Here is a 26,163-nt window from a genome sequence, read left to right on the forward strand (position 1 = left end):
TCTCAGGGATGGAACCACAGCCTACCGGGCAAGTCAAGGCGCCCAGAGCGCGACGCCGTCGCCCCGCGCAGATCCAGGCGTTGACTGGGTCCGACGCCTGTGTTACCGATGAACCACGTGAAGGGATCAAGACTCGTGGCTCACATCAGCGTCGTCATTCCCGCATACAACGGCACCTCCAGATACTTGGAACAGGCCATCCGCTCCGTCCTGGCGCAAAGTTATCAAGACTGCGAGATCATCGTCGTCGACGATGCATCGACCGACAATACCGAGGCACTGGTCCACACCTTTCCAGATGTCCGCTATGTGCGGCACGCGCGAAACGCCGGGCAAGCCGCCGCGCGAAATACCGGCGCACGCCTTGCCATGGCCTCATATCTCGCCTTTCTGGACCAGGATGACCTGTGGGAGCCGACATTTCTGGAGGAGACCCTGGCCCTTCTCGAACCGGCAACGGAAGCGGCGCTGGTGCACTGCGACGGCTATCAGGTCAATGAACGAAACGAGATTCTGGAATACGATGCCGCGATGAAACAGCAGCGCAGCATCACGCAATTGCTGCGGGGCGGACATGATGCGGCCACCTCCGGCTCACTGTTTCGCAGGACCTGCTTCGATGCCGTGGGCGGCTACGATGCGGCCCTTTCGATTTGGGAGGACATCGATCTGATCATCCGGCTCTACGCTCCGGGCCGATTCATTCATCTTCCCAGACCGCTCTACCGGCACCGGCTCTACGCACACAACGCGTCGCGCGATATCCCCTCGCTTCGCGCACTGGATGGCCGGCGCCGGTTCCTCGAAAAACACGCCGCCGCTTGCCGACCCGGCACCCCCGAGGGCAATGCCCTCTCGCACGACTGGGCGGTCTACTATGCCGATCTCGGCAAGCACCACCTGCGGGCCCACACGCCCGCCGCCGCTCGCCAGGCGTTCCAGTCAGCCCTGCGCCACGAACCGCTCAACGTGAAAACCTGGTCGCGTCTGGTGAGATCGTATTTTATCTAGGCTGGGAAGGCAGGCTGCGCCGCTTCCTCGCGGACACCTTCAACTCGGTCCCATATCCCAGGTGCCCGACGCAAAAACACAACGGACGGATCAACAGCTTTTCAATCAACCGTCGACCGGGGACCGGTCGGTTGAACCGCTCCGCGCACACCCGATCCAAACTGGCCATACAGTAGAGCGATCCCAAACCGGTGGTGACCGACTCGATCTGGAACCCCGCCGCCTCTAGCACCCGCGTCAGCGTGGCTCGCTCATAGTGGTACAAATGCCTGGGCAGTTCCCATGGGAACCACCAACGTCCGAACATCCGTGCCTCCAGGCTGCCGGCATTGGGGCAGAGGATCACGATCCGCCCCTCCCAATCCAAAATCCGCCAGACCTCTTTGAGAAGCGGCAACGGACCGTGTAAGTGTTCCAGCACATGACTGAACAGCACCGTGTCAAACGTCCGTTCGGGATAGCCCATTGATGTCAGGTCGCCCTGTCGGACTCGCTCGCCGAAGCGAACCTGTGCCTGCGCCACGGCCACGGCGCTGGCGTCCAATCCCGATACGTCCCATCCCTGTTCTTCAAGAACCGCCAGGTTACCTCCCGATCCGCACCCGACATCCAACAGCCGCCCACGCCCTGCCCAGGGGAGCAGCCCCCGCCCGCGCCAACGTCGCCACACAAACTCAGGCCATAGAAGCAGCCGGCGCGCCCATTGCCAACGACGCATCGATGCCGGCACCGGATACCCGTAAAAATCTTGGGCGATCCACCGCCTGATTCTTCCCGACCATCGTTTCGCAGCACGGCGAAGATCGCCCTGTTGCCGAGGCGCGGCCTCGGGATAATAGCTGTCCGGATAGTACCCGCCGATCTCCGCGCGCGTGGGGCGCGGATTCAAAAACAGTAGACGGCAGCCCCGACAACGAACGACTGTAAACAACTCGTCGGTGACGCGGTGGGTCAGATCGTATTGGCTGAAGAGGAATGTATGCGACGACTCGCCGCATACCTCACAACCGATGGTTTCCATGGTTTCCTTGGCGACTGCATGTGGCGGCGCATGGGCGAGGCCTGCGGAGGAGACACAGCGCCGCCATTACGGCGCCAGCGCGCGCAACCAGCGCGTATAACATCGAATACGGGTCGGGGCCTTCCTGATCGCGGACCAATAGTGCCGCCTCGCATCACCAGGACGCCCGGCCCGCTCTGCCGCCGCCCCTTTTAAGAGAAAATAGTTCGCCCATTCCCGATCAAGCGCGGCGCGTTGGGCGGCCGTCAGGGGAGCAAACCCCTCAAGGCGCATGAGAAAACGATCTCGACTGGCGAGGACGCGATCGCGATGGGTCTGCTCGTCGAAGGCCATGTCCCGATACCCATGCCCCCGCTGCAGCTTATGCACCAGCACGTCATCGATACACTCGAACGTCGTCACGCGAAACAATCGAATCGTGAGATCGGAATCCTCGGAGCCATACAACTCGGGGTCTAAGCGCCCGACTTGATCCAAAACTCGTTTTCTGATCAGCAATGTTGAAGGCAGGGCCACATGCCCTCCGGCGAATGCCTGCACCATCGGCTCCCGACTCGCACGTGCGGAGACCCGCTCCTCCACTGTTCCATCTTCAAAGCGCACCTCAAAATCCGTGTGTACCAACCCCACCTCCGGGCGTGCGCGCATGATTGCCAGCTGCGCGGCCAGTTTCCCCGGCAGCCATTCATCATCGCAGTCCAGCAGTGCGATATACTCACCACGCGCAGCCTCGATGCCGTAGTTCCGTGATCGGGCCGGCCCACCGTGGCTACGCTGAAACCATCGAATCCCATGGCTCTGTTCGAGGCGTTTCAACACCTCTTGTGTGCCATCCGTCGACCCGTCATCGACGACGAGAATTTCCACCGCACCATACCCCTGCGCCTGCACGCTGGCCACCGCTTTCGCCACAAAAGGCGCCCCGTTGAAGACCGGGATCACCACGCTCACCAACTCGTCATTCATGCTCCGCCCTCGCGATGGCATGCTCCAACATCCGGCTGGCAACGCCATAGACCTCATCCACGCCGATTTGCTGCATACAGCTGTCGTCGCCGCGCAAGCAGGTCGGATGGTAACAGGCCCGACAATCCAACCCCTTGTAGATCACCTGCACCGGTCCTCCCCGCGGTCCCCATCGTTGCGGATACGTCGGGCCGAAGAGCGCAACGACCGGAGTGCCCATCGCCGCGGCGATGTGCATGGCGCCCCCATCGTTGCCGATGAACAAGGCGCACCGTTTGACCAATGCCGCGAACTGCAGCAACGTAAATTTCCCTGCCACAACGATGGGCCCGCACCGCGCCTTCCGGGCCACCAGTTCGGCCACCTCGCGCTCCCGCTGATCACCGCCCAGGAGAATACGGCATCCAAACCGGTCGACGAGTCGGTCCGCCAGTTGGGCAAACCGGTCGGGTGGCCAGACTTTCAGCGAATACCGTGCCCCTGGTTGCAGCCAGACCAGTGGAGCAGCCCCTTGCCCGGAGACCAGGCCGGCCTGCGCCAACCAGTCTTCCGCGACCTGCTCCTCCGCCGGGGAGACAAAGACGGCCGGCAGGCCCGGCTTCGGGTCGAGCCCCAACGCCCTAAGAGCGCAGAGGTCATACTCCACCCGATGTTGATCCATCGGGCGCGGCTTGGCCACCTGACTGTACAAGAGCCCGCGCCACCGGTGCTCCGCATTAAATCCGATCCGAACGGGCGACCGAGTCGCCAGACTGATGATCGCTGAACGGTCCCCGTCGGTCAGATCGATGACCGCATCAAACCTTCGCCCCTTCAGCATGTGAACGAAGGTGAGCTGGGCCTGCCATGAGCCCTTTTCCAGACACAGCACCTCATTCAGATCGGGGTTGTGTGCCAGCACCCCTTCCGTCCCTCGATTGACCAGCATGGTCAGACGCGCATCGGGATAGGCCTCTCTCAAGCCCCGGAGCACGGGCGTCGACAGCAGGACATCGCCGATATGTCGCAATTTAATGATCAGGATGTTACGGAACATCATGGCATCGTCGAGCTCGAACCGATCCGCGTCACAGCCCATCTCCACATTCCGCAGCGGAAACGGAGCATTCTGCACAGAATACCATGTGAGAAAACCAAAAGACCGTCCGCTCCTCGCCCCGCAGACTCTTCATGATCGGTCGGGGAACCGAGGGTGAAGCGGCGAGCAGCACGTGACCGGCGACGGGTTCTTGAAGCCGACGAAGATGCTCAATGACGGCTACCGGCAGAGATCTCGATAGAGGGCGCTCGTCCGCTCCCCCGCCTGCCGCCAGGTAAACTGTCGAACCCGCTCAAAGCCCCGCTGTCGCAAGCCGTCACGAAGCTCTTGATCCGCCAGCGCCCGCACCATGGCCAGGCCAAGCCCGTCCACATCGTCTGGATCCACGAGCAGCGCCGCATCACCGGCAACCTCCGGCAACGACGAAGTCGACGACGTGATAGTCGGGGCACCACAGGCCATCGCCTCCAACACCGGCATGCCGAACCCTTCGTAGCGGGACGGAAACACGAAGAGGTCGGTGCAGGAATACAAGCGTCGCAAATCTTCACGATCGAGACGACCGATACAGCGGACATCCTGCTCAAGCGCCAGCCCCTGTGCCGTCTCCCGGTAACTCCCCTGCGGATGCTCCGGATCACCCACCAGTAGCACGACCCGGCCGCCGAGCTGCGAACGGACCCTGGCGACCGCCTGTAAGAACCGCGTGTGGTTTTTTCGCGGGTCGGCTCCGCCGACGAAGAGGATGAACCCCGCCTCCGGAATGGTCCAGCGCTGACGCAACGTTTCTTTCACCTCTTGCGTACAGAGGGGGGAAAACTCGTCGGAGACGCCGTTATGAATGACCACCACGTGATCCCGCGCGATGCCGTACAGGGCTTCGATCTCACGAGCCGAAAATTCCGACACCGTCACCACCTTTCTGGCCCGTTTTGCGGTGGCGATGGCGCGGCGTGAGGAGCCGGCCTGGCCCAGGAGTTTGCGGGAATATTCCGGATGCCGGGCCAACCAGAGATCGTGAATGGTCACAATCCCCCCGAACCGGCCCCTTGTGTGCATTTTGAAGTTCGGACCGTGATACAGATCCAGGCCATCCCACCGGCCCCGCCAGGCCATGGACCAGCGTGGCGTCTCCACCCACCGCAGACGAGGGCGCGGCGTCCAGCCGGGGAGCGTGCCTCCATGCAGCGATCCTGGTCTGAGATAACCGACGTACTCATGATCGTCGTCCAGCTCCAGCAACGCGTTGAGAAGATGGTGCGTATGCCAGCCGACCCCGCCCTTATCGCCCACAATGGATGCCGCGTCGATCCCGATCCGCATCAGACGAACGATGCCCCCGCCTGACTCACGCGACTCCCGCCTTCCCTCTCACGGCTCACGGTGTGCATTGAGGCGCTCCCAGGCCTTCGCATACTTGACGAACGTATGGAGGCCGGCGAACATCGCGACGACCAGCCCATGTACCCCGTCACGATACCCGCCGCGCGTGAACAGGGTTTTCAAAATCGTGCCGATGTGGTGCGTGGCAATGGCCCACCCACTGATGTGAGAAACCCGCTTGAGTTTCTCATCCGCCCCCAACGTCGTATACCGCATCATCTTGCGGATGTGATGGTGCACGGTGGGCATGCTGTAGTGAATGAAGGGTTCGCGCAGTCGTTCCCGCCGCCCCTGCAGCACGAAGTTTTCATGTAACCGCACATCGTCGTACCGGCCGGAGGTCTTGCGAAACAACCGGAGTTGATAGTCCGGGTAGAGCCCGCCGCCTTGAATCCATTTCCCATAGAAATAATTCCGGCGGGGGATTTCGTACCCGCCGATATCGGCAGGCGGCCCACCGGCCAGCAACGCGTGAATCTCCTGCCGGAGCCCGTCGGTCACCCGCTCGTCGGCATCCACCACGAGAATCCAGTCTGATCCTGCTTGATCGATCCCGAAGTTTTTTTGCGGCCCGTACCCTGGCCAGGCACGCACAAACACCTTCGGGGTATACCCTTTGGCCAATTCGACGGTCCGATCCCGGCTTTCGGCATCCACCACGATGAGTTCATCAGCCCACCGCACCGACTGCAGACAGTCCCCAATGTTCTGTTCTTCATCCTTGGTAATGATCACGGCCGCAATCGTCATCGTACAACGTCCCGTCTCGTCCTCGCCGTTATCAGGTACGGCTCTGACTGTGCAATTCCCAGAACCGCGCATACTTAATGAACGTGTAATAGGCATAGAGGCCGGACAAAATAAGGCCCGGCACGCCGTCGAGACAGCCTTTGCGCCCCACGTACATCTTCAGAAACGTGAATGCGGGGTGAGACAGCAACTGATGCCAGGAAAACGATCGCCCCTGCTCGACCATACGTCGCGCCATGAGATCTGAGTAGCGCTCCTGCTTGGCCAGGTAGTGATCAATATTCCGAAACGGGTACTGCAGCGCGGAGGCGGTCAGATACCCGACCCGTCCATCTACATCAAAACTCTCGTGGACCAGTTCTTCCCGATAGCGAAACTTGCTCCTACGGAACAATTGCGGTTGGCGGTAATCGGGAAACCAACCGCAATGTTTGATCCAGCGCCCGAGAAAGTAATTCTTCCTGGGCACGAAATAGGCGTCGGCCTCGGGGCCCGCGGCCAACACCCGCCGGATCTCATCGCGTAATTCCGGGGTGGCCCGCTCATCGGTATCCAGGCTGAAGACCCATTCGTGGGTCGCGTGCGTCAAGGCCTCATTCCGCAGGCGACCGAATCCGTGAAAGTCATGCTGATAGACCCGGTCCGTGAACTCCCGGCTGATCCGCTCGGTGCCGTCGGTACTGTGCGAATCGACCACGATGATTTCATCCGCCCAGGTGAGGGATTCCAGGCAGGCCCGCATGTTGGGTTCGTCGTTGTAGGCAATGACCACGGCTGATACGGGGAGACGATCCACAGGGACAGGTCCTTCTTCCGAGGTGATGGCGACACACTCCGGTGGTGCAACGGTTACAGGCGTTGGCCGAACTCCCGCCAGGACCAGAGCCGGTTGGAGTCGAGCGCGATGTTCGCCACTTCATGTATGGCGAGCAATTCCGAACCGCGGGCGGCCGACCGCCGACGTCGACTCTGTTGATCCTCCGGCATCGATTCGAAATCTAAGGTGGCTTCCTGAAAGGTTTCCGCCGACAGCGAGTACAGCAAGAGACCATCCGCGCTGGCAAGTCCGACCAGGTTGTCGTACACACTCGTGAGATAGGCCACCTGATCGGGCAGACAATCCCGTACCAGCAAACAACTGACATCATGTCCGGCAAACGACCCCAGCGACGGTAGCCCGCCGCTTAATGCCAACAGCGTCGGGGCCACGTCGACTTGACTGGCGACCGCCGACACCGTTCGCGGCTTGTAGGTGGCAGGCGAACGCAACGACTCGTCCATCCAGACGAACAAGGGCGAAGCGAAATGCCCGGCCTTCCGTTCAATATCCGTGCGCCCCACCGGCTCATGCCGTCCGTGATCGCCGAGATTCACCACGATCGTATTGCGCAATAGCCCTTCGCGGACAAGCCGGGTGAACACTCGCTCCAATTCGAGGTCCGTGTATCGCAGGGCGGCCACATACTGATCCTGCACCCGTTGCCGGAGTACATGCACGTCAGGATGACGGTCCGGAGCGGCGAAGGGATGGTGCGTCGAGAGGGTCAGTGTGGTCAGAAAAAACGGGCGGCTGTCCGCCTGACGCTGCTTGATCCGTTCGTAGCACAGATCGAACAGCGCTCCATCGACGATCCCTAACCCCGCGCGCTCGGTGCCGGACGGGAAGTCTCCTTCATCGAGCAACTGCTGTAGTCCATTGCGAGCGACGAACGATTGGAGCCGGTTCAAATCACGATGCTGACCGATCACCATTTCCGTGTGATACCCCTGCCGTTGCAACAGCGACGGGAGACAGAGGTAATCGTGAGCGTAGCGGGTCTTCATGGCGGCCGCCCCGAGCCGCGGGAAGGTGCTGCAGAGCGTCGCAAACAGGCCTCTGGAGGTTTGGACCCCGTTGGAAAAGAAATGTTGGAAATAGACACTGTCGTCCTTGAGCCGGTCTAAAAACGGCGTACCTTTCACCTCACCGTAGGTCTGGCCCAGATACCGGCGATCCAACCCTTCGAGGAACACCAGGACGATGTTGGGCGGTGTCGGAAGTCGCAGACTGTCCGGGGACGGCGTGATGGTCCGCACGAGCGGGTACCTGGGATCGACAAATGCCTCGGCCGGGCCCAACAGCCGCTGCATGGTCCGCACGGCCAGGTCGTAGGGCATAGCCCCGGCACTCCCCGGCCGCTCGCCTCCTCCTCGCGAGACCAACGCGATTCGCAAGGCCTCGCTCGCAAACAACACCGGATTCTGCGCCAGGGTGTAATAGACCATGCTGCCGATCGGCGCGATGCGAATCCCATAGGGGCCTGAATGGTGAAAGCCGGCACCACCGGCGATCAACGCGACGACCAGGAAGGCATTGGCCTGAAATCCGGAACCGGGCCGCCAACGACGTAACGCCGGCACCACCGCGGTGGAAAAGGTCCACCACCAGAGCCCGATGCCTGCTGCCTGCAGGGCCAGAAAACAGGTCAGCCGCCAGGCCCACTTGCCGGCCGCCCCCAGTTCCGCACTGGTCTGCTGCATGGCCTGCACATTGGTGCCGCCCGTCGTCGTGGCCGGCGCGAACAGATCGTCGATGAATTCGAGGAACACAAAATCCATGTGCTGCCGATTGAATCCGTAATAGCCCATGTCGACGCAGAGGAGCACAAACAACAACAGTCCGACCAGCGCCGCACTCACGGGAAATGAGCGGTGGAAGGCGCGCGCGCAGAGAGTCGACGACCCTCGCAGATCATCCCACCTGTGGCTCAACAGGGTCCCACCACATGCCGCGGCCAATGCCAACGCGAGGGCAAATGTCGCAGTGATGAAGTCTCCACGAATGCCGACCATCAGCGTCGTGAAGAGCAGCGGCATTGACGGAGTTTCCTGCTCCAGCGCATCACCTAAGAGAAACAGCCGCTCCGCCGTCTGAATGACCACGAAGAGAATCCACCAGAACAGAACGGTCTTGCGAATCGACGCCCCGGCGCCGGTCCATCGTTCCATCATGACACAGGCCCCTTCAGCCCAAGCACCTGTCGATAGACCCGCTGCAACTCATCCACCATCCGGTCGATGGAATAGCTCTGCACCACCGTCCGGCGGCCACGACTCCCCATCGCCTCGCGGAGTGATGGGTCTCGCAGAAGGCGCACAATCCGTTCAGCCAAGGCGGCGACATCCCGCGGCGGAACGAGAAAACCCGATTCACCGTCCTTGATCACGTCGGCAATCGATCCGGTGGTGGTGGACACGACCGGCAGACCGACCGCCAATGCCTGCATCAACACCTGGGGAATGGTATCGCCCTCCACCGTAGGAATGACGAACAGGTTCAACGAGCGGAACACGTCGAGGAGATCGTCACGGAATCCCAACATTCGAACCGAGGCCGTCAGACCCAAGCGTGCGATCTGTGCCCGGATGTTCTGCTCTTCCGGTCCTTCCCCCACGATCAGAAAGGTCACCTTTTGCTGCTCCGCCAACACCAGCGGCACCGCGTCCACGAGATACCGATGGCCTTTGTAGTCGCGCAGGTAGGAAATCATGCCGACCAGCAGATGCCCGGATGGAATTCCGAGTTCGGCCCGGAGATCGTGCCGGGGCTGCGCCGGCGAGAACTCTTCCACATCGAGCCCGATGGGGAACGCGGCAACACGCTCCGGCGACAGGCCGTCCCGATAAATGAGATCCTGCCGGTTTCGCTCCCCGCCGGTCACGATCACCATGTCGAAGAGGCGCCGGTAGAGCAGGTGCGTGGTGGCATTCTTGTTGAGCGGCGCGGAAATATGCCGCGTGCGAATCACCTTGGGACGCGGACGCAGCAGCCTGGTGGCAAGGGCCGCGATCCAGCTGTCGCGCGAGCTGTTGACGTGGACGATGTCGGGGCGCTCCCGAGCCAGCAACCGGCGGAAGGCGAGAATCGACAGCGGCAGGCGCCATTGCCGCATCACGAACGGCTCGACCGGTAGCCCACGCTCCCTAGCCATTGCCATGATCGGACTGCGCGGCTCCAACACCAAGAGGATGCGATGGCCACGCTTCACCAACCGTTCGGCATGCAACAGCACGGCCAGCTCCTGTCCGCCGACCGCCATGCTGGACTCTGCAATGAGAATGTTCACGCCGTTCCTGACTGAGATACCAACCGGAGTTGTTGCATCACCGCCTGCACGACCTGCTCGGGTTGCACGGCCGTCAAACATTCAAGTGCCACGGCACGAGTGCAATCCCGGCGCAAGCAGGGTCTACACTCGACGGGGTATGACAACACGACATGCCCCCTGCCGTAGGGTCCTGTTCTGACCGGATCGGTCGGGCCGAAGAGCGCCACTACCGGAGTCTCCACCGCCGCCGCGATATGCATCGGACCGGAGTCGTTCGTCAGCAAGAGGCTGGCCCGGCGCAGCAAACCGGGCAGCAAGCCTACAGGGGTCTGTCCCGTCAGATCAACCGCTTTCGTGCGCATGCGCCCCGTCACCGCCAGGGATTCCTGTCGCTCCGCCGGCCCTCCCATCAGAACCACCGGCACACCATAACGCTCCGCAAGCCGATCCGCCGCTTCGGCAAAGTGTTGCGGCGGCCAGCGTTTCGTCTCCCATCGCGCGGACACATTCATCGCCACCCAGGGGGACGAGCCGTTGATCCCGGCGCACAGGAGCAGGCTGTCCACTGCCTGCCGGTCCTCCTGCCGGTCGGTGAACGCAAACCTCGGCGTGGCCGGACGCGCCGCTCCCAATGCCTCAGCCACGAGCAAATACCGATCGACGGCATGCATCGGCATGGCCGGTACCGCCACCCGCTGGGTGTAACACAACGGACTGCCTTCACGGGCATTGGCAAACCCGACGCGCCTGGCACAGCCGGTCAATCTGGCCATGGCCCCGCTTCTCAACAGCCCTTGTAGATCGATGACCAGATCGAAGTCGGCAGCACGGAGTTCCGGCACCCGCCCCAACCAGCCCACCAGCCCTTGATCCACCGCGCAGACCCGATCGACGCCGGCAATGACCTGCACCAGCGGCGCCCATTGCCGCTTGACCAGCCACGTGACCTCGGCTTGGGGAAATCGCTCGCGCAACGCCGCCACGGTCGGCATCGCGTGCACGATGTCGCCCAGCGAACTGGGTTTGATGAGCAGGATGCGGCGGACAGGCTCGGTCATTCGGCCACCAGGCATGATGCCTCGATCATTGCGACAGGTCGGCAGTCGGCATACGCGTCGCATGGGCGACGATCCAGTCCACCGCCCGCGAGAGGTCTTCGGCCACGTGATCCGGAGACAGGTCCCGTGCCGTCAGGTCGGCCAAGGCTTCCGCCCCGGACGGTCCGGTCATCACCAGGATGCCCTGCGCACCGACCTGCCTGGCGAGTTCGACATCGCGCGCACTGTCCCCGATGACATAGGCGCGGGTTAGATCGACCTGCAACTCGGCCAAGGCCCGGTCGATCATGCCGCGCGCCGGCTTGCGACAGTTGCATCGATCGTCCGGGTGGTGCGGACAAAAATACACCCCGTCCAGCGTCACGCCGTCTTCCGCCAGGACCAGTCGCAACTTGTGATGGATGGCCTCCAGATCCTTGGAGGTAAAGTACCCGCGACCCAGCCCGGATTGATTGGTCACCACGATCAACCGTGCCCCTGCCTGTTTGAGTCTGGCCAAGGCGGCACCGACTCCGGGCAACACAGTCAGATCGTCGGGCGACTTGAGATACCCGCTGTCGATGTTCAACGTGCCGTCACGATCCAAAAACACGGTGACCCCTGCCAAGGATATGGGCGAGGGAGCGGCGCCCAGGATCAGCGCCCGCTCGGCAGGAGGCGGAACGGCAAGCGGCAGGTGCCGGGACGCCGCAGCGTGGACCTGCTCCACTGTCACGCCGGTCATGCACCGATGGTCGATGGGACATTCCCTCAACAGACAGGGTGCGCAAGACACCGGCTGCCTGACCAATTGAGCTTCGACACCAAACGGCGAGGTCGTCTGCCAATCGGTCGGTCCGAAGACGGCCACCAACGGCACCTTGAAGGCGGCCGCCACATGCATGGGCCCCGTATCGTTGGTCAGGAACAACTGACAACGCTTCACCAGCGCCATCAGCTCCCGCACCGTCGTCTGCCCCGAACAGACCACCGTACGAGTCTTGATCTGATCGGCAATGCCTTTGCCCAACGGCTCCTCACCCTTGGCCCCCACAATCGCCACACCGACCCGCCCCCCTGTCTGGCCCTGGACATCCTTCACCACTCGATTGACCACCTCGGCATACCGCTCCGGCAGCCACCGCTTGGCATGGCCATAGGTCGAGCCGGGATTCACCCCGATGACGAGGTCCGAGGCGCCGATGCCGGCCTCGGCGAGCCTCGCGGCGATCAACGCGGTTTCTTCCGGCGTGACAAACAACCGCGGAGCAGGGGCCTGGCCCTGCCCGCCCAGCGGTTTGAGCAGATCCCAATAGTACTCGACCTGATGACGCTGCGCGCGGCGCGGCGGCACCAGGACCGGATCGGACAACAGGAGACTGCGCCCGTCCGTCGCATAACCGAATCGCCGCGGAATACCCGCCAGAAAACTGATCAGCGCCGCTTCGAACGCATTTTGAAACAGGATCGCGAGATGGAAGCGATGCCGACGCAGCACGCCGGCCAGGGTCCATTTGCCGGTCAACCCCGCATGGCGGCCCCGATCGTCATACACCAACGTCCGGGTCACCGCAGGATGGTGCGCCAGCAAGTCCGCAATAGCCGGCTTCACGAGCAACGTGATTTCGGCGTGCGGGAACAGCGTGCGCACCTGGCTCAGCGCAGGCTCGCACATGACGGCATCGCCCAGCCAATTGGGCCCGCGAACGACGATACGACGAATCTCTTCCTTACGCATGGCCTGCCGTCGTCTTCTCGCTATCGAGTCGCAACAGTGCCTCCAAGCGATCCTGTCCCGACACAATCTCCGTCGTGAGCCTGACGGCCCAGCAGACATCCGCATCCGTCAGATATGGCGCCACCTTGTCGGCATCCTTTTCCGTCGTCACCAGCATGTCGGCCCCTCCGGCGCTCGCCCTCCCACGAATGGTTTCCACCATGGCATGGGTATAGTGCACATGATCGGGAAATGCCAGGTGGTCGATCACCGTCACGCCCAATCCGGCCACTAGGGCGCGGAACGACGTCGCATTGCCGATCCCGCTGAAGAGGACGGCGGACCGGCCGCGGAAGGCGCTGAGTAACGTGCGCTCGTTCGTCCCGACCCGTCGGAATTCCTCTGCGGGAAACCCCACACAGACAGGAGGCAACAGTGTCGGACAGGCCGCATGCAATCGCCGCCAGACCGGTTCCGCATCCGATGGCTGTTGCACCCGGGTGATCAGCACCCCCGAGGCGCGCGCAGCTGCCGAGAGCGGTTCCCGTAACCGCCCGACCGGCAATCCGGCTCCGAGTCCGTCGAGATCCGTCGCATCCACCAGCAGCAGATTCACATCGCGATGGAGTTGCACATGTTGAAAACCGTCATCCAACACGAAACAATCGACCGGCAATTGGCTCAACACCCACCGACCCAGCGCATACCGGTCCGCGCCTACCGCGACCACCGCCTGCGGACAGCGTCGAGCGATCAAATACGGTTCATCCCCCGCCTCCTCGGGACCAACAAGGATCCGCTGTCCGTCGGAGACGAGCAGCTGCGGAGCCGTGCTCCGACGGCGATAGCCACGGCTCAGAATGCCTACGCGTTTGCCTTGGGCCGCCAATCGTTCGACGAGGTACATGACGACCGGCGTTTTTCCCGTCCCGCCCACCGTGAGATTGCCGACACTGATGACGGGGCGAGGCAACCGCTGCGTCCGAAACCAACCCCGTTCGTAACACAACACGCGAATCTTGCCGGCAAGCGCATAGGGATACCCCGCCCATCGAAACCAGGACTGCATGCCTGCGGACATCATCATCGTCTCTCGGAGTGGCCGAGCGAGCGCTCCGACCGCTGTCGGCGCTGCCCCTCCGTCGAGGGCCCTCGCGCCGGCAACAACGCAGCAATGATGTCCGCGCTGCGCTGAAGCGCCCCCTGGTTATCCGCCACAACCTGCCGCGCCGCCTGCCCCATCCGGTTCACGGTTGCCGGATCGCTGAGCAATTCGCGCAGGCCCTGCGCAAGTCCGGCTGCATCCGGCACGATCCGACCTCCCTGAGCATTCAACAAGAGGGCCGCCACTTCCGCGCAATGATCGGTGTGGGGACCGAACAGCACCGGCTTACCCCACACTGCCGGCTCCAGCAGATTGTGCCCGCCCACGGGGACCAGCGTCCCGCCGACAAACGCCACCACGGCCTCACGATACAGCAGGGCCAACTCGCCGCGTGTATCCAACACCACCACGCGCGGCCCAGTTCCGGTCATCGCGCCGCTGCTCCCCACACTCCGGCGGGACACCGCAAGCCCCTTTGCGACCACCATCTGCTCGACCTGTGCCGCTCGCTCGATATGCCGTGGCGCCAGCACCAATCGCAGATCAGGGAAGGTCTCACACAAGGACTGATAGGCCGTCACGATCGCTTCTTCCTCCCCGGGATGAGTGCTGCCCGCAACGACGAGTTGTACCCGTTCGGTAAACCCCAAGGCTTCCTTGGAGACCACCCTACCTCCCGCGGCGGCCTGCGGAACCGGCTGGTCGAATTTGATGTTGCCGGTGCAATTGACTCGCGCCGCGTCGGCGCCCAGATCGATCATGCGTTGCGCGTCGCGCTCCGACTGCATGAGGCACCGGGTAATCATATTCAACATCGTCCGATAGAACCCCCGGATAACGGGCAGGCGTTGCCGTTCGAACGACCGCGTGGAGAGCCGCCCGTTGACCAGTACCGAGGGGATCTGACGCTGCCACAAGCTCCGAAGCAGATTCGGCCAGAGCTCGGTTTCGACGAACACATACAGGTTCGGTCTGAGTTCCTCGATCGCCTGATTGACGACCCAGGGAAAATCCAGCGGAGCGTAACGGTGTTCGGCCACTCCTTCCAGCCGCTGCTCCACCGCCTCACGCCCGGTTTCGGTGACGGTCGAGACCACCAATCGGGCGTCGGGATACCGCCGGCGCAGTTCACGCACGAGCGGAGCCACCGCCACCACTTCGCCCAGGGACACCGCATGAATCCAGATACAGGTCGAGAAGCCGTTCGCATCGAGATGCCGCGTTATGGCACGCAACCCCAGGCGCTGCGGCAAGCCACGACGACATCGCTGTTTCGCCAATAGAACGCACAGAATGATCGGGGAAACCAACAGCAGGAGGCTGTTATAGAGCAGGTACCACATTACGGACGAGCCCGCCGGGCCGCCGCATCGGCCTCGATCGTCAGGCGATTCAGGGTCTCTTCCAAGGTCCGGCGCAGGCGCTCCAGGTCGTCAGCGGACGCATCGGGCGGTATCCAAATGGGCGGGCCCATGAGGAAAGTGCCCCGAGAGAACGGATAGGGCATGATGAACCGGTCCCAGCTCGCGAAGAGTTTTTTTTTGAGCAGCCGAACGCCATTGGGATAATCGGACATCCGGTCGCCCGCGCCAGTTGGACCACGCCGACCTTGGCGATCTGGCGAGGACCCTTCGGACCGTCCGGCGTCAGCGCCAGATTCCCGCCAGACCGGCCGATGCGAATCATGCGGCGAAGCGCTTCTGCGCCCCCTCTGGTGCTGGAACCGCGAACCGCATCCAACCCGAAACGCGCGATGATCCGACGGATCAACTCACCGTCGCGATGCTGACTGATCAGCACATGCGCCTCCAGCCGTGGAATTGCCAGCGGCATCATCAATTGCTGAGCATGCCAGAATGCGAGGATGACCGCACGCCCTTCGGCGAACAGACGGGACACATGTTCGCCGCCCTCGGTGTGCCAATCCATCGTGCGGCGCAGGGCCTGAATGACGGCATACCCGACCGGCGGAACGACCGCGAGTTTCACGGCGTTCGTCACGCGCTTCATGAGCGGCGGCTTCTGTTGCGGAACTGTTGCGGACTCGTTCGTCACGGCTGCCGTTCCCTCTCTGCGACCCGTTTACTGCGGAAGCGCATCGGCAAACTGCATCGCATGCAAACGCTTGTACAAGCCACCCCTGCGCAACAACTCTTCATGCGTGCCCACCTCCGCCACCGTTCCATGATCCAACACCACGATGCGGTCGGCATTTTGAATCGTCGAGAGCCGGTGCGCCACGACCATGGTCGTCCGGTTCTTCATCAAATTCGCCAGAGCCAACTGCACGATACGCTCCGACTGGGTATCGAGGGCGGAGGTGGCTTCGTCGAGGATCAAAATCGGCGGGTCACGCAGGATCGCCCGGGCAATCGCCAACCGTTGTCGCTCGCCTCCCGACAATTTGAGGCCACGCTCGCCGATCAGCGTCTCGTAGCCGTCCGGCAGGCGCTCGATGAACTCGTGCGCGTAGGCCAGTTGTGCCGCGCGCATCACCTCCTCCGCCGTCGCCCCCTGCCGTCCATATCCGATATTGTTCCGCACCGTATCATCAAACAACACCACTTCTTGCGACACGATCCCGATTTGCGCGCGCACCGACTGCAATGTGCAGGTTCGGACATCGACTCCGTCGATCAGGATCTGCCCCCCGGTCGGCTCATAAAATCTCGGCAACAGGCTGACCAGGGTGGTCTTGCCACTCCCGCTGCTGCCCACAAATGCGATGATCTCTCCCGCGCGAATCGTTAAGTCGATCCCGGTCAACGCCGCATCTGCCTGCCCGTCATACCGAAAAGCGACCTGCCGGAACTCGAGCGAGCGGGAGATCGCCGGAAGGTGGTTCAGCCCGCCGTTCTCCTGTTGTTCCGTAGGAAGGTCCAAGACGTCGAAGACCCGCTCCGCCGCAGCCATCGCCTGTTGCACGGTGTTGTTGGCACCCGACAACCGGCGAATCGGCGTATAGGCCATAAACATCGCGGCCAAAAATGAAAAGAATGCGCCGGGCGTCATTTCATCGTGAATCACCAGATAGCCGCCGTACCAGATGATCCCCGCAACCCCGAGCACACCGATGACCTCCATATGCGAAGATCCCAGCGAGGAGACCTGGATCGCTTTCATCGTGGTGTGGATGAACGCATCGTTGCTCTGACGGAATCGCTTCGCTTCTTCTTCTTCCCGGCCGAACGATTTCACCATGCGAATCCCGGCCAGGGTTTCCTGGAGCGTCGACGCCATGTCCCCCATGCGCTCCTGCCCGCGCGTCGCGAGGCCCCTCAGCTTCTTGCCCATCCGGGCCATCGTGACCACCGACAGCGGCACGACGATCATCGAGACCATGGCCAACTTCCAGTTTTGATAAATGATCACCCCGATCATCGCCAGAAAGGTCAGCCCCTGCTGAAACAGATCTTTCAAGACGCCGGCGACGGCGTTTGCCATCTGGTTCACATCGTTGATGACCCGCGACACCAGACGGCCGGACGTATTGGTATCGTGAAACCGGACCGGTAACCGGACCAGCTTGGAAAAGAGTTGCTCTCTGATGTCGCCGATCACCTGATTGCCGACATAGTTCATCAAATAGTTTTGCCCGTAGTTGAACACACCTTTCAACACCGCCACCGCCAGAATGGCGACCGGCAGCACCAGGAGCAAACTTTCGTCCTTGCTGATGAAGAGACCATCCAACACCGGGCGCACCAGCCAGGCGTAGGCAGCGGAGAGGCCGGCGACGAGGAGCGCGCAGGCAAACGCGGCGGCCAACCGCAGTCGGTAGGGGTACAGGTAGCTGAGGAGACGCAGATACTGCTTCATGAGCGGCACTCCGCCAGCACGGTCTCTGCCGCCCGGTGGGAGGCTCCAGGGGTGCCGAGCGCCTCACGCACGGACCGCAAGGCGGCCTTCATCTCGTCATAGGCGCGACGATCCGTCAACAGTCGCACGGTTTCATGGGCCAACCGTTCCGGAGTCGCTTCGTCATGGATCAGCTCGGGGACGATCCCCCGTCCGGCAACAAGGTTCGCCAACCCGATCCATGGCACTCGAATCAACAGCCGCGCCAATCGGTAGGTGATCCAGGAGGGGGCCCGGTAAAACAGAATCATAGGCGTGCCCACCACGGCCGCCTGCAAGGTGGAGGTCCCCGACTTGACGACCAGCAGGTCCGATGCGGCCATCACTTCGCTGGACACATTTCGAAAGACCTTGATAGGAACCGGACTGCTCTTCAAGAGGTCCGCAAGAAACTGGTCCTGCACCGAGGAGGCTTGCGCCAGAACGAACTGCATGGTCGGGTGGCGTTCCACGAGACGCTTCACCGTCTCCAACAGCAGCGGTACATGTTCCAGCAGCTCGGCCTTGCGGCTTCCTGGGAATAATCCGATCACCGGCCCATCATCCGTCAGGCCGAACTGGCGGCGCAGCGCCGCCCGGTCATACGTCGGCGCCACTTCGTCAAGGAGTGGATTGCCGACAAAGGTACAACGCACGCCGGCTTTCTTATAGAGCGGCTCCTCGAACGGCAGAATCGCCACCACATGGTCGACCCGCTGCTGAATCCAGCGCATCCGCCCCCTGCGCCACGCCCAGATCTGCGGCGCAATGTAGTACAACACTTTGAGACCGCTGGCTTTGGCCACACGCGCAAAATGAAAGTTGAGCCCGGGATTGTCGATCAGGACCACGAGGTCCCAGCGCTCGCGTTTGATCAAGGCCCGGATGCGGGAGATTCGCTGCAGCATGGCCTTCACGGCGGACAGGCCGATCAGCCCCATGACGTCCAACTGCGGGATATCCTTGACCACCTCCGCACCGGCCGCCCGCATTGATGCCCCGCCGATACCCACGATCTGAAGGTCGGGCGAAAGGGCCTTCAACGCCTTGACCAAGTGAGCCCCATGGAGGTCCCCGGACGCCTCTCCGGTCACGATTAGGATGCGCGGCATGTCGTTGTGCTCATGCGGACAGACAAGAGGTGGCCTTTCTATACCGGTTCGTGGCCGAAGGCTGCCGCCGTCGCGTCGTCGACGGAATGGCGTTGCGTGAATTGGCGGATGGCATCCAGCACCCGCGCGGCGAGATTGAGCGCCGCCTCCCCGTCTTCACCGGACACGACGGGGCGTGATCCCGTGGCCACGGCGTGCACGAACGCATCCAATTCAAGCCGCAACGGCTCCTCATCGCCCGCCTGGAAGGTTTCGACATCAATCGTCGGACGCGGTCCGCCACCTTGCACTCGTCGAGACACCATCGCCTGGCGCGTTTGAAAATCGATCGACACGTACCGGTCCCGCTGAAAGAACCGCAACCGGCGCATCTTATTCGTGGACACACGACTGGCCGTCAGGTTGGCGACACACCCGCTCGCGAATGCGATGCGGGCATTGGCGATATCGATGTTCGGCGACAGCACCGGCACCCCGGCAGCCCGCACTTCCTCCACCGGTCCGGGGTTGAACGACAGGACAAGATCCAGGTCATGAATCATGAGATCCAACACGACATCGACATCGGTCCCCCGCTCCCCAAAGGCGCTGAGACGATGTCCCTCGATAAAGGCCGGACGTTCGATATGCGACCGCATGCGCTGCATGATCGGATTGAACCGCTCACTATGCCCGACCTGCAAGAGACAGCCACGACGGGCGGCCAACTCGACCAACTCGCGGGCCTCTGCCGAGGTGACGGCGATCGGCTTTTCAACCAACACATGTTTCCCCGCGTCGAGACAGGCCTTCGCCGCGGAAAAATGCGCAGAGGTCGGCGCCGCGACGCTGACGAGATCGACCTGCGCCAGCAGGTCGGCCAGGTTCGTCCAGGCTTGCACGCCATGACGATCGGCGATCAACGCGGCGCGGTCGGCCGACGCATCACACACACCCGCCAGGACCACGCCGGGTAACGTCGCATAGTGCCGGGCATGGTGCTGACCGAGGTGGCCGACACCGACGACCCCTGCCCGAAGTGATGTCATCGAAGCCCCCACTGCCTCACGCAACTGACGGTCGCACGGATATCGAGTCGACTCATGTCATTCCAACGATGGCGATCCCGGCGCGGTTCGCCTTCGCGATCGTGTCGTCGCGGTCCAGAAGAATTCCGCGTCCGGCTTCCAATGCCAGGACGGAGGCCTTCACGCTTTCCATCACTTCGATCGTCCGCGGGCCGACGGCGGGAAGATCGAACCGGAGGTCCTGCTGAGGTTTACACCGCTTGACGACCACCGCACCGCCGTGCGCCAATTCCCCGCCCCGGCGGATCGCCCCATCGGTGCCCTCCACCGCCTCCACCGCGACGATGACGCCGTCCTTCACCACCACGCATTGGCCGATATCCAGCGCACCAATCTGCTTTCCCACATCCCAGCCATACTGAATGTCGGCCCATTCCTTCTTGCTGGGTTCACGTCGCGTCAACGTGCCCGTCTCGACGAGAATCCCTTGCAGTCCGAACGTCGACTCGCAGATCCGGATGCCCTCCTGCTCGATCTCCTCCGCGACCCGGCGCAAGATATCGTCGTCCTTCAGATGAATCAGCTTGGCCGCCAAGGCCAGGGCACGAAAGTCGGGACGCACCGTCGAGAAGACATGGGTCTTCTTCACTCCCCCCAGCATAACGGCCTGTTGCACGCCGTCACTTTTGAGGGCGTCGATCAGTTTGCCGAACTGCCCGATTTTGATCCAGTGAATGCGATCGACATGCTGCGCCAGTTCCGGGTCGGTCTCCCCTTCATGCGCCACCGCACAGACCTCGTACCCGAGCCGTCTGGCGTTGTCGGCGAAGATGATCGGAAACCGGCCGTTGCCGGCGATGAGCCCGATCCGCCCACCCTGGGGAGCCGTCCTGTCTGCATGCACCTGCTCGCCCACCGGGCTATTCCTCTTCGTCTTCCTGACCTTTTCCGACCGACCGACAAATGCCGCGCTTGCTGCCTTGCATGAACTCGGCGACCTGGAGCACGTCCTGACTCGCACTGAACTGTTCACGCGCCAGCTTGACGGCCTCCGAGACACGATGTCCCGACCGGAACAGCAACTCGTACGCATGCTTCAACGCCGCAATACGTTCGGCGGAGAAGCCATGCCGGCGCAGGCCGATGGAGTTCAAACCGTACATGCGGGCCCGGTACCCTCCGGCCGCACGCATGAACGGCGGGAGATCCTGCCCGAGCGCGCAACAGCCTCCGACCATGGCATAGGCGCCGATTCGCACGAATTGGTGAATGCCCGAGAGCCCGCCGATGATGGCATGATCGCCGATCGTGATATGGCCGGCCAGACTGGCGGCATTCGCCAGAATCAAATGATTACCCAAATGGCAATCGTGGGCGACATGAACGTACGCCATAAGAAAATTCGCGTTTCCCACGGAGGTCACGCCGCCGCCCTGCACGGTCGCCCGATTGACCGTCACATACTCGCGCAGGATATTGTCGTGACCGATCACGACTTTGGTCGGCTCGCCCTTATACTGCATATGCTGCGGCGGCCCTCCCACGGAGACGAACGGATGCAACTCGCATCGTTCCCCGATGTCGGTCCAGCCGTCGATCGCCACATGCGACAGGACTCGCGTGCCGGCGCCGATTGTGACGTGTTCTCCGACGACGGAGTAGGCCCCGACTTCTACATCATCTGCGAGCACCGCTTTCGGATGGATCACCGCGGTCGGATGAATCTTCACTCACACCTCCTCACATCACCCTCTACCCTGTTCACTTCACGGATGCCGTCGAGCCGCATCGGCCGATCACTGCGCGCCGGCCGGCTTTTCATCCGTCACCATCGCCGTGACTTCCGCTTCACAGACCAACTCGGTGTCGACAAACGCCTTTCCCTGCATTTTCCAGAAGGGTGCGCGTTTCTTCAGGACATCCACCTCCAACCGGAGAATATCTCCGGGCACGACGGGCTTCCGGAATTTCGCCGCGTCGATTCCGGTGAGATAGACTACCGGCCGGCCCACGGAACCAAGCGACTTGAACGCCAGGACCCCGCCCACCTGAGCCAACGCCTCGAGGATCAAGACTCCCGGCATGACCGGCCGCCCCGGGAAATGCCCCTGGAAGAACGGCTCATTGATCGTGACGTTCTTGATCCCCACGATGCGACGATCCGGATCGAGTTCACGGATGCGATCGACGAGCAAAAACGGATACCGGTGGGGAAGAATCGATTGAATCTCAATACTGTCCATCACTGACATCAGCCCCGCCTCCTGTCTTGCATGAACGATGACGACTGCCTGCTACTTGTTCTGCCGATCGAATTCCTTGATGATCTGTTCCGTGAGATCGATCGACGGGTGACTGTACACCACGATCTTGACGGTCGTCTCACTCCCCCTGTCGATCACGGCCGTATACCCTTCCTTTTGCGCCACCGCCGAGGCGGCGGCCTGAATTTTCTGGGCGTACTCCGCGACCATCGACCGCTGTTTTTCCTGCACTTCACGGTTGAAGTCCTGAATCCGGCGTTGATACGCCTCCAGCTTGACCCGGAAATGCTCCTGCTTTTCCTTGCGGGCCTCTTCGGAGAGGGTCGTATCCTGAATGCCTTTTTCCAGCTCCTTCAATTCCTGGTCGTCGGAATCGATAATCTTCTGGCGTGTCGTGGAATAACTCTTGAGTTCCTCCAGCGCGCGCTTGCCGGCCACACTGCGCTCGATGACCTGTTGCTGATCCATCATCGCAACTTTGATACGATCTGCAGCCTGAGCCGAGTGCACACCCCAGACCAGCACCACCTGCGCGACCACGGCCACGATCCAATTACGTCCGTTCATGCGATCCCTCTTCATGGATACGTTTTATTGAATTCTTCGATCACCTGCACCGATACATCCACGGCCTCATCGGCGTAGATCGTCGGCCCGCCCCGTCCACGATCGAAAATGGCCTGCAGTTCAAGCCGCTTCGCCACTTTCCCCGAGAGCGCTTCGATCTTGTCCCGGAACCCGTCCAACACTTCCTTTTGCTTGTCCTGCACTTCGCGATTCAGGTCGGTCACTTTTTGCTGATACTCGGCCATCCGGCGCCGGAACTGCTCCTCCCGTTCACGCTTGGCGTTCGCGCTCAGCACGCTGCCCTGTTTCACGAAGTCTTCTTCCATCCGCCGCAACTCTTTTTCTTCCAGCTCGATCAGGGCCTGCCGATTTTTGGCAAACGAGGCCAACATGTCCTTGGCTCGTTTCCCGGCGTTGGTCTCGCCCAGGATACGCTGGGGATCCACCACACCGACCCGCGTCGACGCCGGCCCGGCCGATTGACCTGAACGGCACCCCCCGACCACGAGTGCCATCGCCAGCAGCGCCACACACAATCCGGCCTGCATGGCGCCGCGCGTCCCCGATCGGTTGTGTGATCCTCCCATGTGCCGCGTTTCCTTTCCCGCACCTCGACGGACAGGCGCCGCCTTAGAACAGTGATCCGATGGTGAACTCGAAGACCCCCATCCGTTCGGTCGGGCGTGGATCGAGATTGATGCCGTATGCGGCCCGCAACGGACCGAACGGAGAGATCCACCTGGCCTCAAATCCGGCCGCGCTGCGCAACTTGTCGAACCGCACCGGCTCATTGTCGTCGAACCCATTTCCATAATCGAAGAAGAACACACCGTTCAACTTCGCTTCCGACGAAATGGTAAAGATAAAGTCGTTGTTGAAGATGAGCTCCTTCGCGGAACCCAAGAGGGATCCGTTCGGCGTCACAGGACCCGCCCGTCCGAACACGAACCCACGCATGGTGTTGATACCACCGACGAAGAACCGCTCGGTGAGGGGAATGGGCCGGCCCCCGATCCCCTCTGTCGAGCCGTATCGAACGTGCACCGAAAACCGCGTGTCGTACACCAACGGCGTATACTTGATCACGTCCGCATAATACTTAAAAAAGTGATTGCTGCCGCCCAGCGCGGGCGTTCCGTAGTCGACCCCGAGACTGAATCGCCAGCCGGTGCGCGGATCCAGATAATAGTCACGCGTGTCGCGAAAAATCGAGGTACGAAAGCCCGTCGACGATTGCGTCCCGAGCTGACCGCAAATGAGCGGGATCAGATCCGGACACAACCCTTCTTGCGGATCACTGTACTTGAGCTGCTCGCCAAACAGACTGACACTCCCGTTCACATACTCCGACAACCACCGGCTCCACGTCACACTCGCACCGGACTTGGACTCGAAGTACGAAATGTAGTTGGTCATCGAGCGGTACACATCGAGTTGGAGCGCATTGTAGGAATCGTTCACGTAGGGATTGCGGAACGTGATGAGACCTAAGGAGCGCTGTTGGCCCAACTGTCCGCGAATCCGGCCTAACCAGCCGTTTCCGCCCAGGTTACCTTCCGTAATATCCGCAATCGCCACCAGTTTATCCAGGGTGCTGAATCCACCGCCGATGCTGAACTGGCCGGTCGGTTTCTCCTTCACCTTCACGTTGAGATCGACCTTATCGACATCGACCTGTTGCGGCAGAATTTCCACGGTCTCAAAGAAATTGAGATTGTTCAACCGTTGAAAACTGCGTTTCAACGCCAGCGTATCGATGACGTCCTGTTCATCCAAACGCAATTCCCGGCGCACGACGTTGTCCCGCGTCTTATCGTTGCCGGTGACGTGAATCTCCCGGATCCGCATCATCTCGCCCTCTTTCACGTTGAGGGTGATGGTAGCGGTATGGGCGGCGTTGTTCGGCGTCACGTTCGGGACGACATCGGCAAACACGTAGCCCTTCGCACCGTAGAGGTCGGTAATGCGGGTGATTTCGCCCCGGATCTTCGCCCGTTGGAAGATTTCGCCGGGACGGATCCCCAGACCTTCCCGCAGTTCATGGTCTTCGAAGACCGTATTTCCGCGAAAGCCGACCTCCTGCACCGTGAAGGGCTCGCCCTCGACAACCGAGTAGTTGATTTCGAACCACTTCTTGTCCTCACTCAATTCCAACGTCGGCTGGCTGATCTGCACATTGAGATAGCCTTTGTTCAGATACACTTCGCGGATGCGCTCGATATCGTTTCCCAGTTCTTCGCGCTTCAACACGCCGGCATCGGAGAGCAGCGAGGGAATCTTCAACTGTGTGATGAGCCCGTACCAAGGGATCCACTCCCGGGTGGCCGTCACTTTAAAGACTTCCTCCTTGGTCACTGCCCGCATGCCGTCGAAGTGGATCTGCCGGACTTTGGCCTTGGTCCCTTCTTTGATGAAATAGGTCAAGCGCTTCCGGTCTTCATCCACCGTCTGAATCACGGGGATCACCTGGCAGTTGTAGTAGCCGTCTTCTTGATAGGCAAGCCGAACCTTCTCAGCACTCTCCTTGGCCTGTTGCTGATCGAGAAACGTCTGGCTCTTAATCGTAATCTTTTCCTTGAGCTTATCGTCGCTCAGCTCTTCGTTGCCGTCGAACACGATCTCGGTGATGAACGGTTTCTCCCGTACAATGAACCCGACGGACACCCCGCCTGCCGCCGACTCCGTCTCTACCTGCACGTCTTCGAAGTAACCGGTTCCGTAGAGGATTTTGACCTGTTCCCGAAGCGCCTCGGCGGTGAAGCGATCGTTGGCCTTGAGCGTGAGACGGCCCTCGATCGCCTGCAGTTCAATGCGTTTCTGTCCACGAATCGTGACCGAGGTCACCAGCGGCACGCCGTCCTGCGCGTACAACAATTCGCCGAGACCGATCGCGTGGAGCGCCACGAGCGCCAGGATGAGAACCGACAGCCACCGCCTGCCTCCCGACTTGGTCACCGCAATCCTTCCGTACCGCCTGGGAATGCACGCACTGGTTGCCCTGAATGTGAAGATGGGAAAACGCCACGCCCCCTGTCGCATCTCGACCAGCGAGCCGACCGGCCTTGCGCAGGCACTGACAAACTGTTCCCGTGACCATCACCGATGCGCCGCTTTCGTTGCAGCACCACCGCACAGTTGCAGAAAAACTCTCGGATTATATTGACCACATTTTTCAATGTAAAGGAGTTTCCCCGCGTCACGAGCGCGGCACCGCGCCTGATAAAGAGCCGACGAAATCTTGACTTCACCTACCCCTTCA

24 protein-coding genes are annotated in these 26,163 nt (G+C 61.6%); 2 read left to right on the forward strand and 22 right to left on the reverse strand.

What is annotated here, in order from left to right; all coding sequences use genetic code 11:
- Positions 1 to 135: 135 nt before the first annotated feature.
- On the forward strand, positions 136 to 1,011 hold the full coding sequence (locus KJA79_RS22135; protein ID WP_213044282.1) for a glycosyltransferase family 2 protein: 876 nt from the start codon (positions 136 to 138) through the stop codon (positions 1,009 to 1,011).
- Here the strand turns inward: KJA79_RS22135 and KJA79_RS22140 are convergent.
- The 22 genes from KJA79_RS22140 to bamA form a co-directional block, all read right to left on the reverse strand.
- A complete protein-coding gene (locus KJA79_RS22140; RefSeq protein WP_213044283.1) occupies positions 1,004 to 2,032 on the reverse strand; it encodes a class I SAM-dependent methyltransferase in 1,029 nt (342 codons plus the stop codon). The genes KJA79_RS22135 and KJA79_RS22140 overlap by 8 nt on opposite strands.
- A gap of 66 nt (positions 2,033 to 2,098) precedes the next feature.
- The gene (locus tag KJA79_RS22145) at positions 2,099 to 2,998 is read right to left on the reverse strand and encodes a glycosyltransferase family 2 protein (RefSeq protein ID WP_213044284.1); all 900 of its coding nucleotides are present in this window, start codon (positions 2,996 to 2,998) and stop codon (positions 2,099 to 2,101) included.
- Positions 2,991 to 4,076, reverse strand: coding sequence for a putative lipopolysaccharide heptosyltransferase III (rfaQ, locus tag KJA79_RS22150; protein WP_213044285.1), 1,086 nt, complete (start codon positions 4,074 to 4,076; stop codon positions 2,991 to 2,993). The genes KJA79_RS22145 and rfaQ overlap by 8 nt, the downstream gene beginning before the upstream one ends.
- 180 nt (positions 4,077 to 4,256) lie before the next feature.
- Positions 4,257 to 5,360: a glycosyltransferase family 4 protein gene (locus KJA79_RS22155; protein WP_213044286.1), complete on the reverse strand. Its 1,104-nt coding sequence runs from the start codon at positions 5,358 to 5,360 to the stop codon at positions 4,257 to 4,259.
- 48 nt (positions 5,361 to 5,408) lie between these two features.
- Positions 5,409 to 6,170: a glycosyltransferase family 2 protein gene (locus KJA79_RS22160; RefSeq protein WP_213044287.1), complete on the reverse strand. Its 762-nt coding sequence runs from the start codon at positions 6,168 to 6,170 to the stop codon at positions 5,409 to 5,411.
- A 31-nt stretch (positions 6,171 to 6,201) separates the two neighbouring features.
- Positions 6,202 to 6,966, reverse strand: coding sequence for a glycosyltransferase family 2 protein (locus tag KJA79_RS22165; RefSeq protein ID WP_213044288.1), 765 nt, complete (start codon positions 6,964 to 6,966; stop codon positions 6,202 to 6,204).
- Positions 6,967 to 7,019: 53 nt separating this feature from the next.
- Complete coding sequence (locus KJA79_RS22170) at positions 7,020 to 9,161, reverse strand: LTA synthase family protein (protein ID WP_213044289.1); 2,142 nt, start codon at positions 9,159 to 9,161, stop codon at positions 7,020 to 7,022.
- Positions 9,158 to 10,276: a glycosyltransferase family 4 protein gene (locus KJA79_RS22175; protein ID WP_213044290.1), complete on the reverse strand. Its 1,119-nt coding sequence runs from the start codon at positions 10,274 to 10,276 to the stop codon at positions 9,158 to 9,160. Before KJA79_RS22175 ends, KJA79_RS22170 begins: the two co-directional genes overlap by 4 nt.
- Positions 10,273 to 11,331, reverse strand: coding sequence for a glycosyltransferase family 9 protein (locus tag KJA79_RS22180; protein WP_213044291.1), 1,059 nt, complete (start codon positions 11,329 to 11,331; stop codon positions 10,273 to 10,275). The genes KJA79_RS22175 and KJA79_RS22180 overlap by 4 nt, the downstream gene beginning before the upstream one ends.
- 10 nt (positions 11,332 to 11,341) lie before the next feature.
- Positions 11,342 to 13,033 (reverse strand): lipopolysaccharide heptosyltransferase II, encoded by a 1,692-nt coding sequence (gene waaF / locus KJA79_RS22185; RefSeq protein ID WP_213044292.1) that lies wholly within the window; start codon positions 13,031 to 13,033, stop codon positions 11,342 to 11,344.
- Positions 13,026 to 14,099 (reverse strand): tetraacyldisaccharide 4'-kinase, encoded by a 1,074-nt coding sequence (gene lpxK / locus KJA79_RS22190; protein ID WP_213044293.1) that lies wholly within the window; start codon positions 14,097 to 14,099, stop codon positions 13,026 to 13,028. The genes waaF and lpxK overlap by 8 nt, the downstream gene beginning before the upstream one ends.
- Positions 14,096 to 15,460 (reverse strand): 3-deoxy-D-manno-octulosonic acid transferase, encoded by a 1,365-nt coding sequence (locus tag KJA79_RS22195; RefSeq protein WP_213044294.1) that lies wholly within the window; start codon positions 15,458 to 15,460, stop codon positions 14,096 to 14,098. The genes lpxK and KJA79_RS22195 overlap by 4 nt, the downstream gene beginning before the upstream one ends.
- Before the next feature lie 49 nt (positions 15,461 to 15,509).
- The gene (locus KJA79_RS22200; protein WP_246507871.1) at positions 15,510 to 16,172 is read right to left on the reverse strand and encodes a lysophospholipid acyltransferase family protein; all 663 of its coding nucleotides are present in this window, start codon (positions 16,170 to 16,172) and stop codon (positions 15,510 to 15,512) included.
- Positions 16,173 to 16,199: 27 nt separating this feature from the next.
- Positions 16,200 to 17,936 (reverse strand): lipid A export permease/ATP-binding protein MsbA, encoded by a 1,737-nt coding sequence (gene msbA / locus KJA79_RS22205; protein ID WP_246507873.1) that lies wholly within the window; start codon positions 17,934 to 17,936, stop codon positions 16,200 to 16,202.
- Positions 17,933 to 19,066, reverse strand: a complete 1,134-nt coding sequence (gene lpxB / locus KJA79_RS22210) for a lipid-A-disaccharide synthase (RefSeq protein ID WP_213044296.1) — start codon at positions 19,064 to 19,066, stop codon at positions 17,933 to 17,935. Before lpxB ends, msbA begins: the two co-directional genes overlap by 4 nt.
- Positions 19,067 to 19,104: 38 nt before the next feature.
- Positions 19,105 to 20,094: a Gfo/Idh/MocA family protein gene (locus tag KJA79_RS22215; RefSeq protein ID WP_213044297.1), complete on the reverse strand. Its 990-nt coding sequence runs from the start codon at positions 20,092 to 20,094 to the stop codon at positions 19,105 to 19,107.
- Between the two features lie 52 nt (positions 20,095 to 20,146).
- Positions 20,147 to 20,989 (reverse strand): LpxI family protein, encoded by an 843-nt coding sequence (locus KJA79_RS22220; protein WP_213044298.1) that lies wholly within the window; start codon positions 20,987 to 20,989, stop codon positions 20,147 to 20,149.
- Between the two features lie 4 nt (positions 20,990 to 20,993).
- A complete protein-coding gene (gene lpxA, locus KJA79_RS22225; RefSeq protein ID WP_213044299.1) occupies positions 20,994 to 21,803 on the reverse strand; it encodes an acyl-ACP--UDP-N-acetylglucosamine O-acyltransferase in 810 nt (269 codons plus the stop codon).
- A 66-nt stretch (positions 21,804 to 21,869) separates the two neighbouring features.
- A complete protein-coding gene (fabZ, locus tag KJA79_RS22230; protein ID WP_213044300.1) occupies positions 21,870 to 22,325 on the reverse strand; it encodes a 3-hydroxyacyl-ACP dehydratase FabZ in 456 nt (151 codons plus the stop codon).
- 42 nt (positions 22,326 to 22,367) lie between these two features.
- Positions 22,368 to 22,904 carry an OmpH/Skp family outer membrane protein gene (locus tag KJA79_RS22235; RefSeq protein WP_213044301.1) on the reverse strand — a complete coding sequence of 179 codons (537 nt, stop codon included), beginning with the start codon at positions 22,902 to 22,904 and terminating at the stop codon, positions 22,368 to 22,370.
- Between the two features lie 11 nt (positions 22,905 to 22,915).
- Positions 22,916 to 23,491: an OmpH/Skp family outer membrane protein gene (locus tag KJA79_RS22240; protein ID WP_213044302.1), complete on the reverse strand. Its 576-nt coding sequence runs from the start codon at positions 23,489 to 23,491 to the stop codon at positions 22,916 to 22,918.
- Between the two features lie 43 nt (positions 23,492 to 23,534).
- Positions 23,535 to 25,859, reverse strand: a complete 2,325-nt coding sequence (gene bamA, locus KJA79_RS22245) for an outer membrane protein assembly factor BamA (protein ID WP_213044303.1) — start codon at positions 25,857 to 25,859, stop codon at positions 23,535 to 23,537.
- Positions 25,860 to 25,993: 134 nt separating this feature from the next.
- Between bamA and KJA79_RS22250 the strand changes: the two genes are divergently transcribed.
- A complete protein-coding gene (locus KJA79_RS22250; RefSeq protein ID WP_213044304.1) occupies positions 25,994 to 26,146 on the forward strand; it encodes a hypothetical protein in 153 nt (50 codons plus the stop codon).
- The last annotated feature ends 17 nt before the right edge of the window (positions 26,147 to 26,163 follow it).

This window comes from Nitrospira defluvii (assembly GCF_905220995.1).
Classification (GTDB): Bacteria; Nitrospirota; Nitrospiria; order Nitrospirales; family Nitrospiraceae; genus Nitrospira_A; species Nitrospira_A defluvii_C.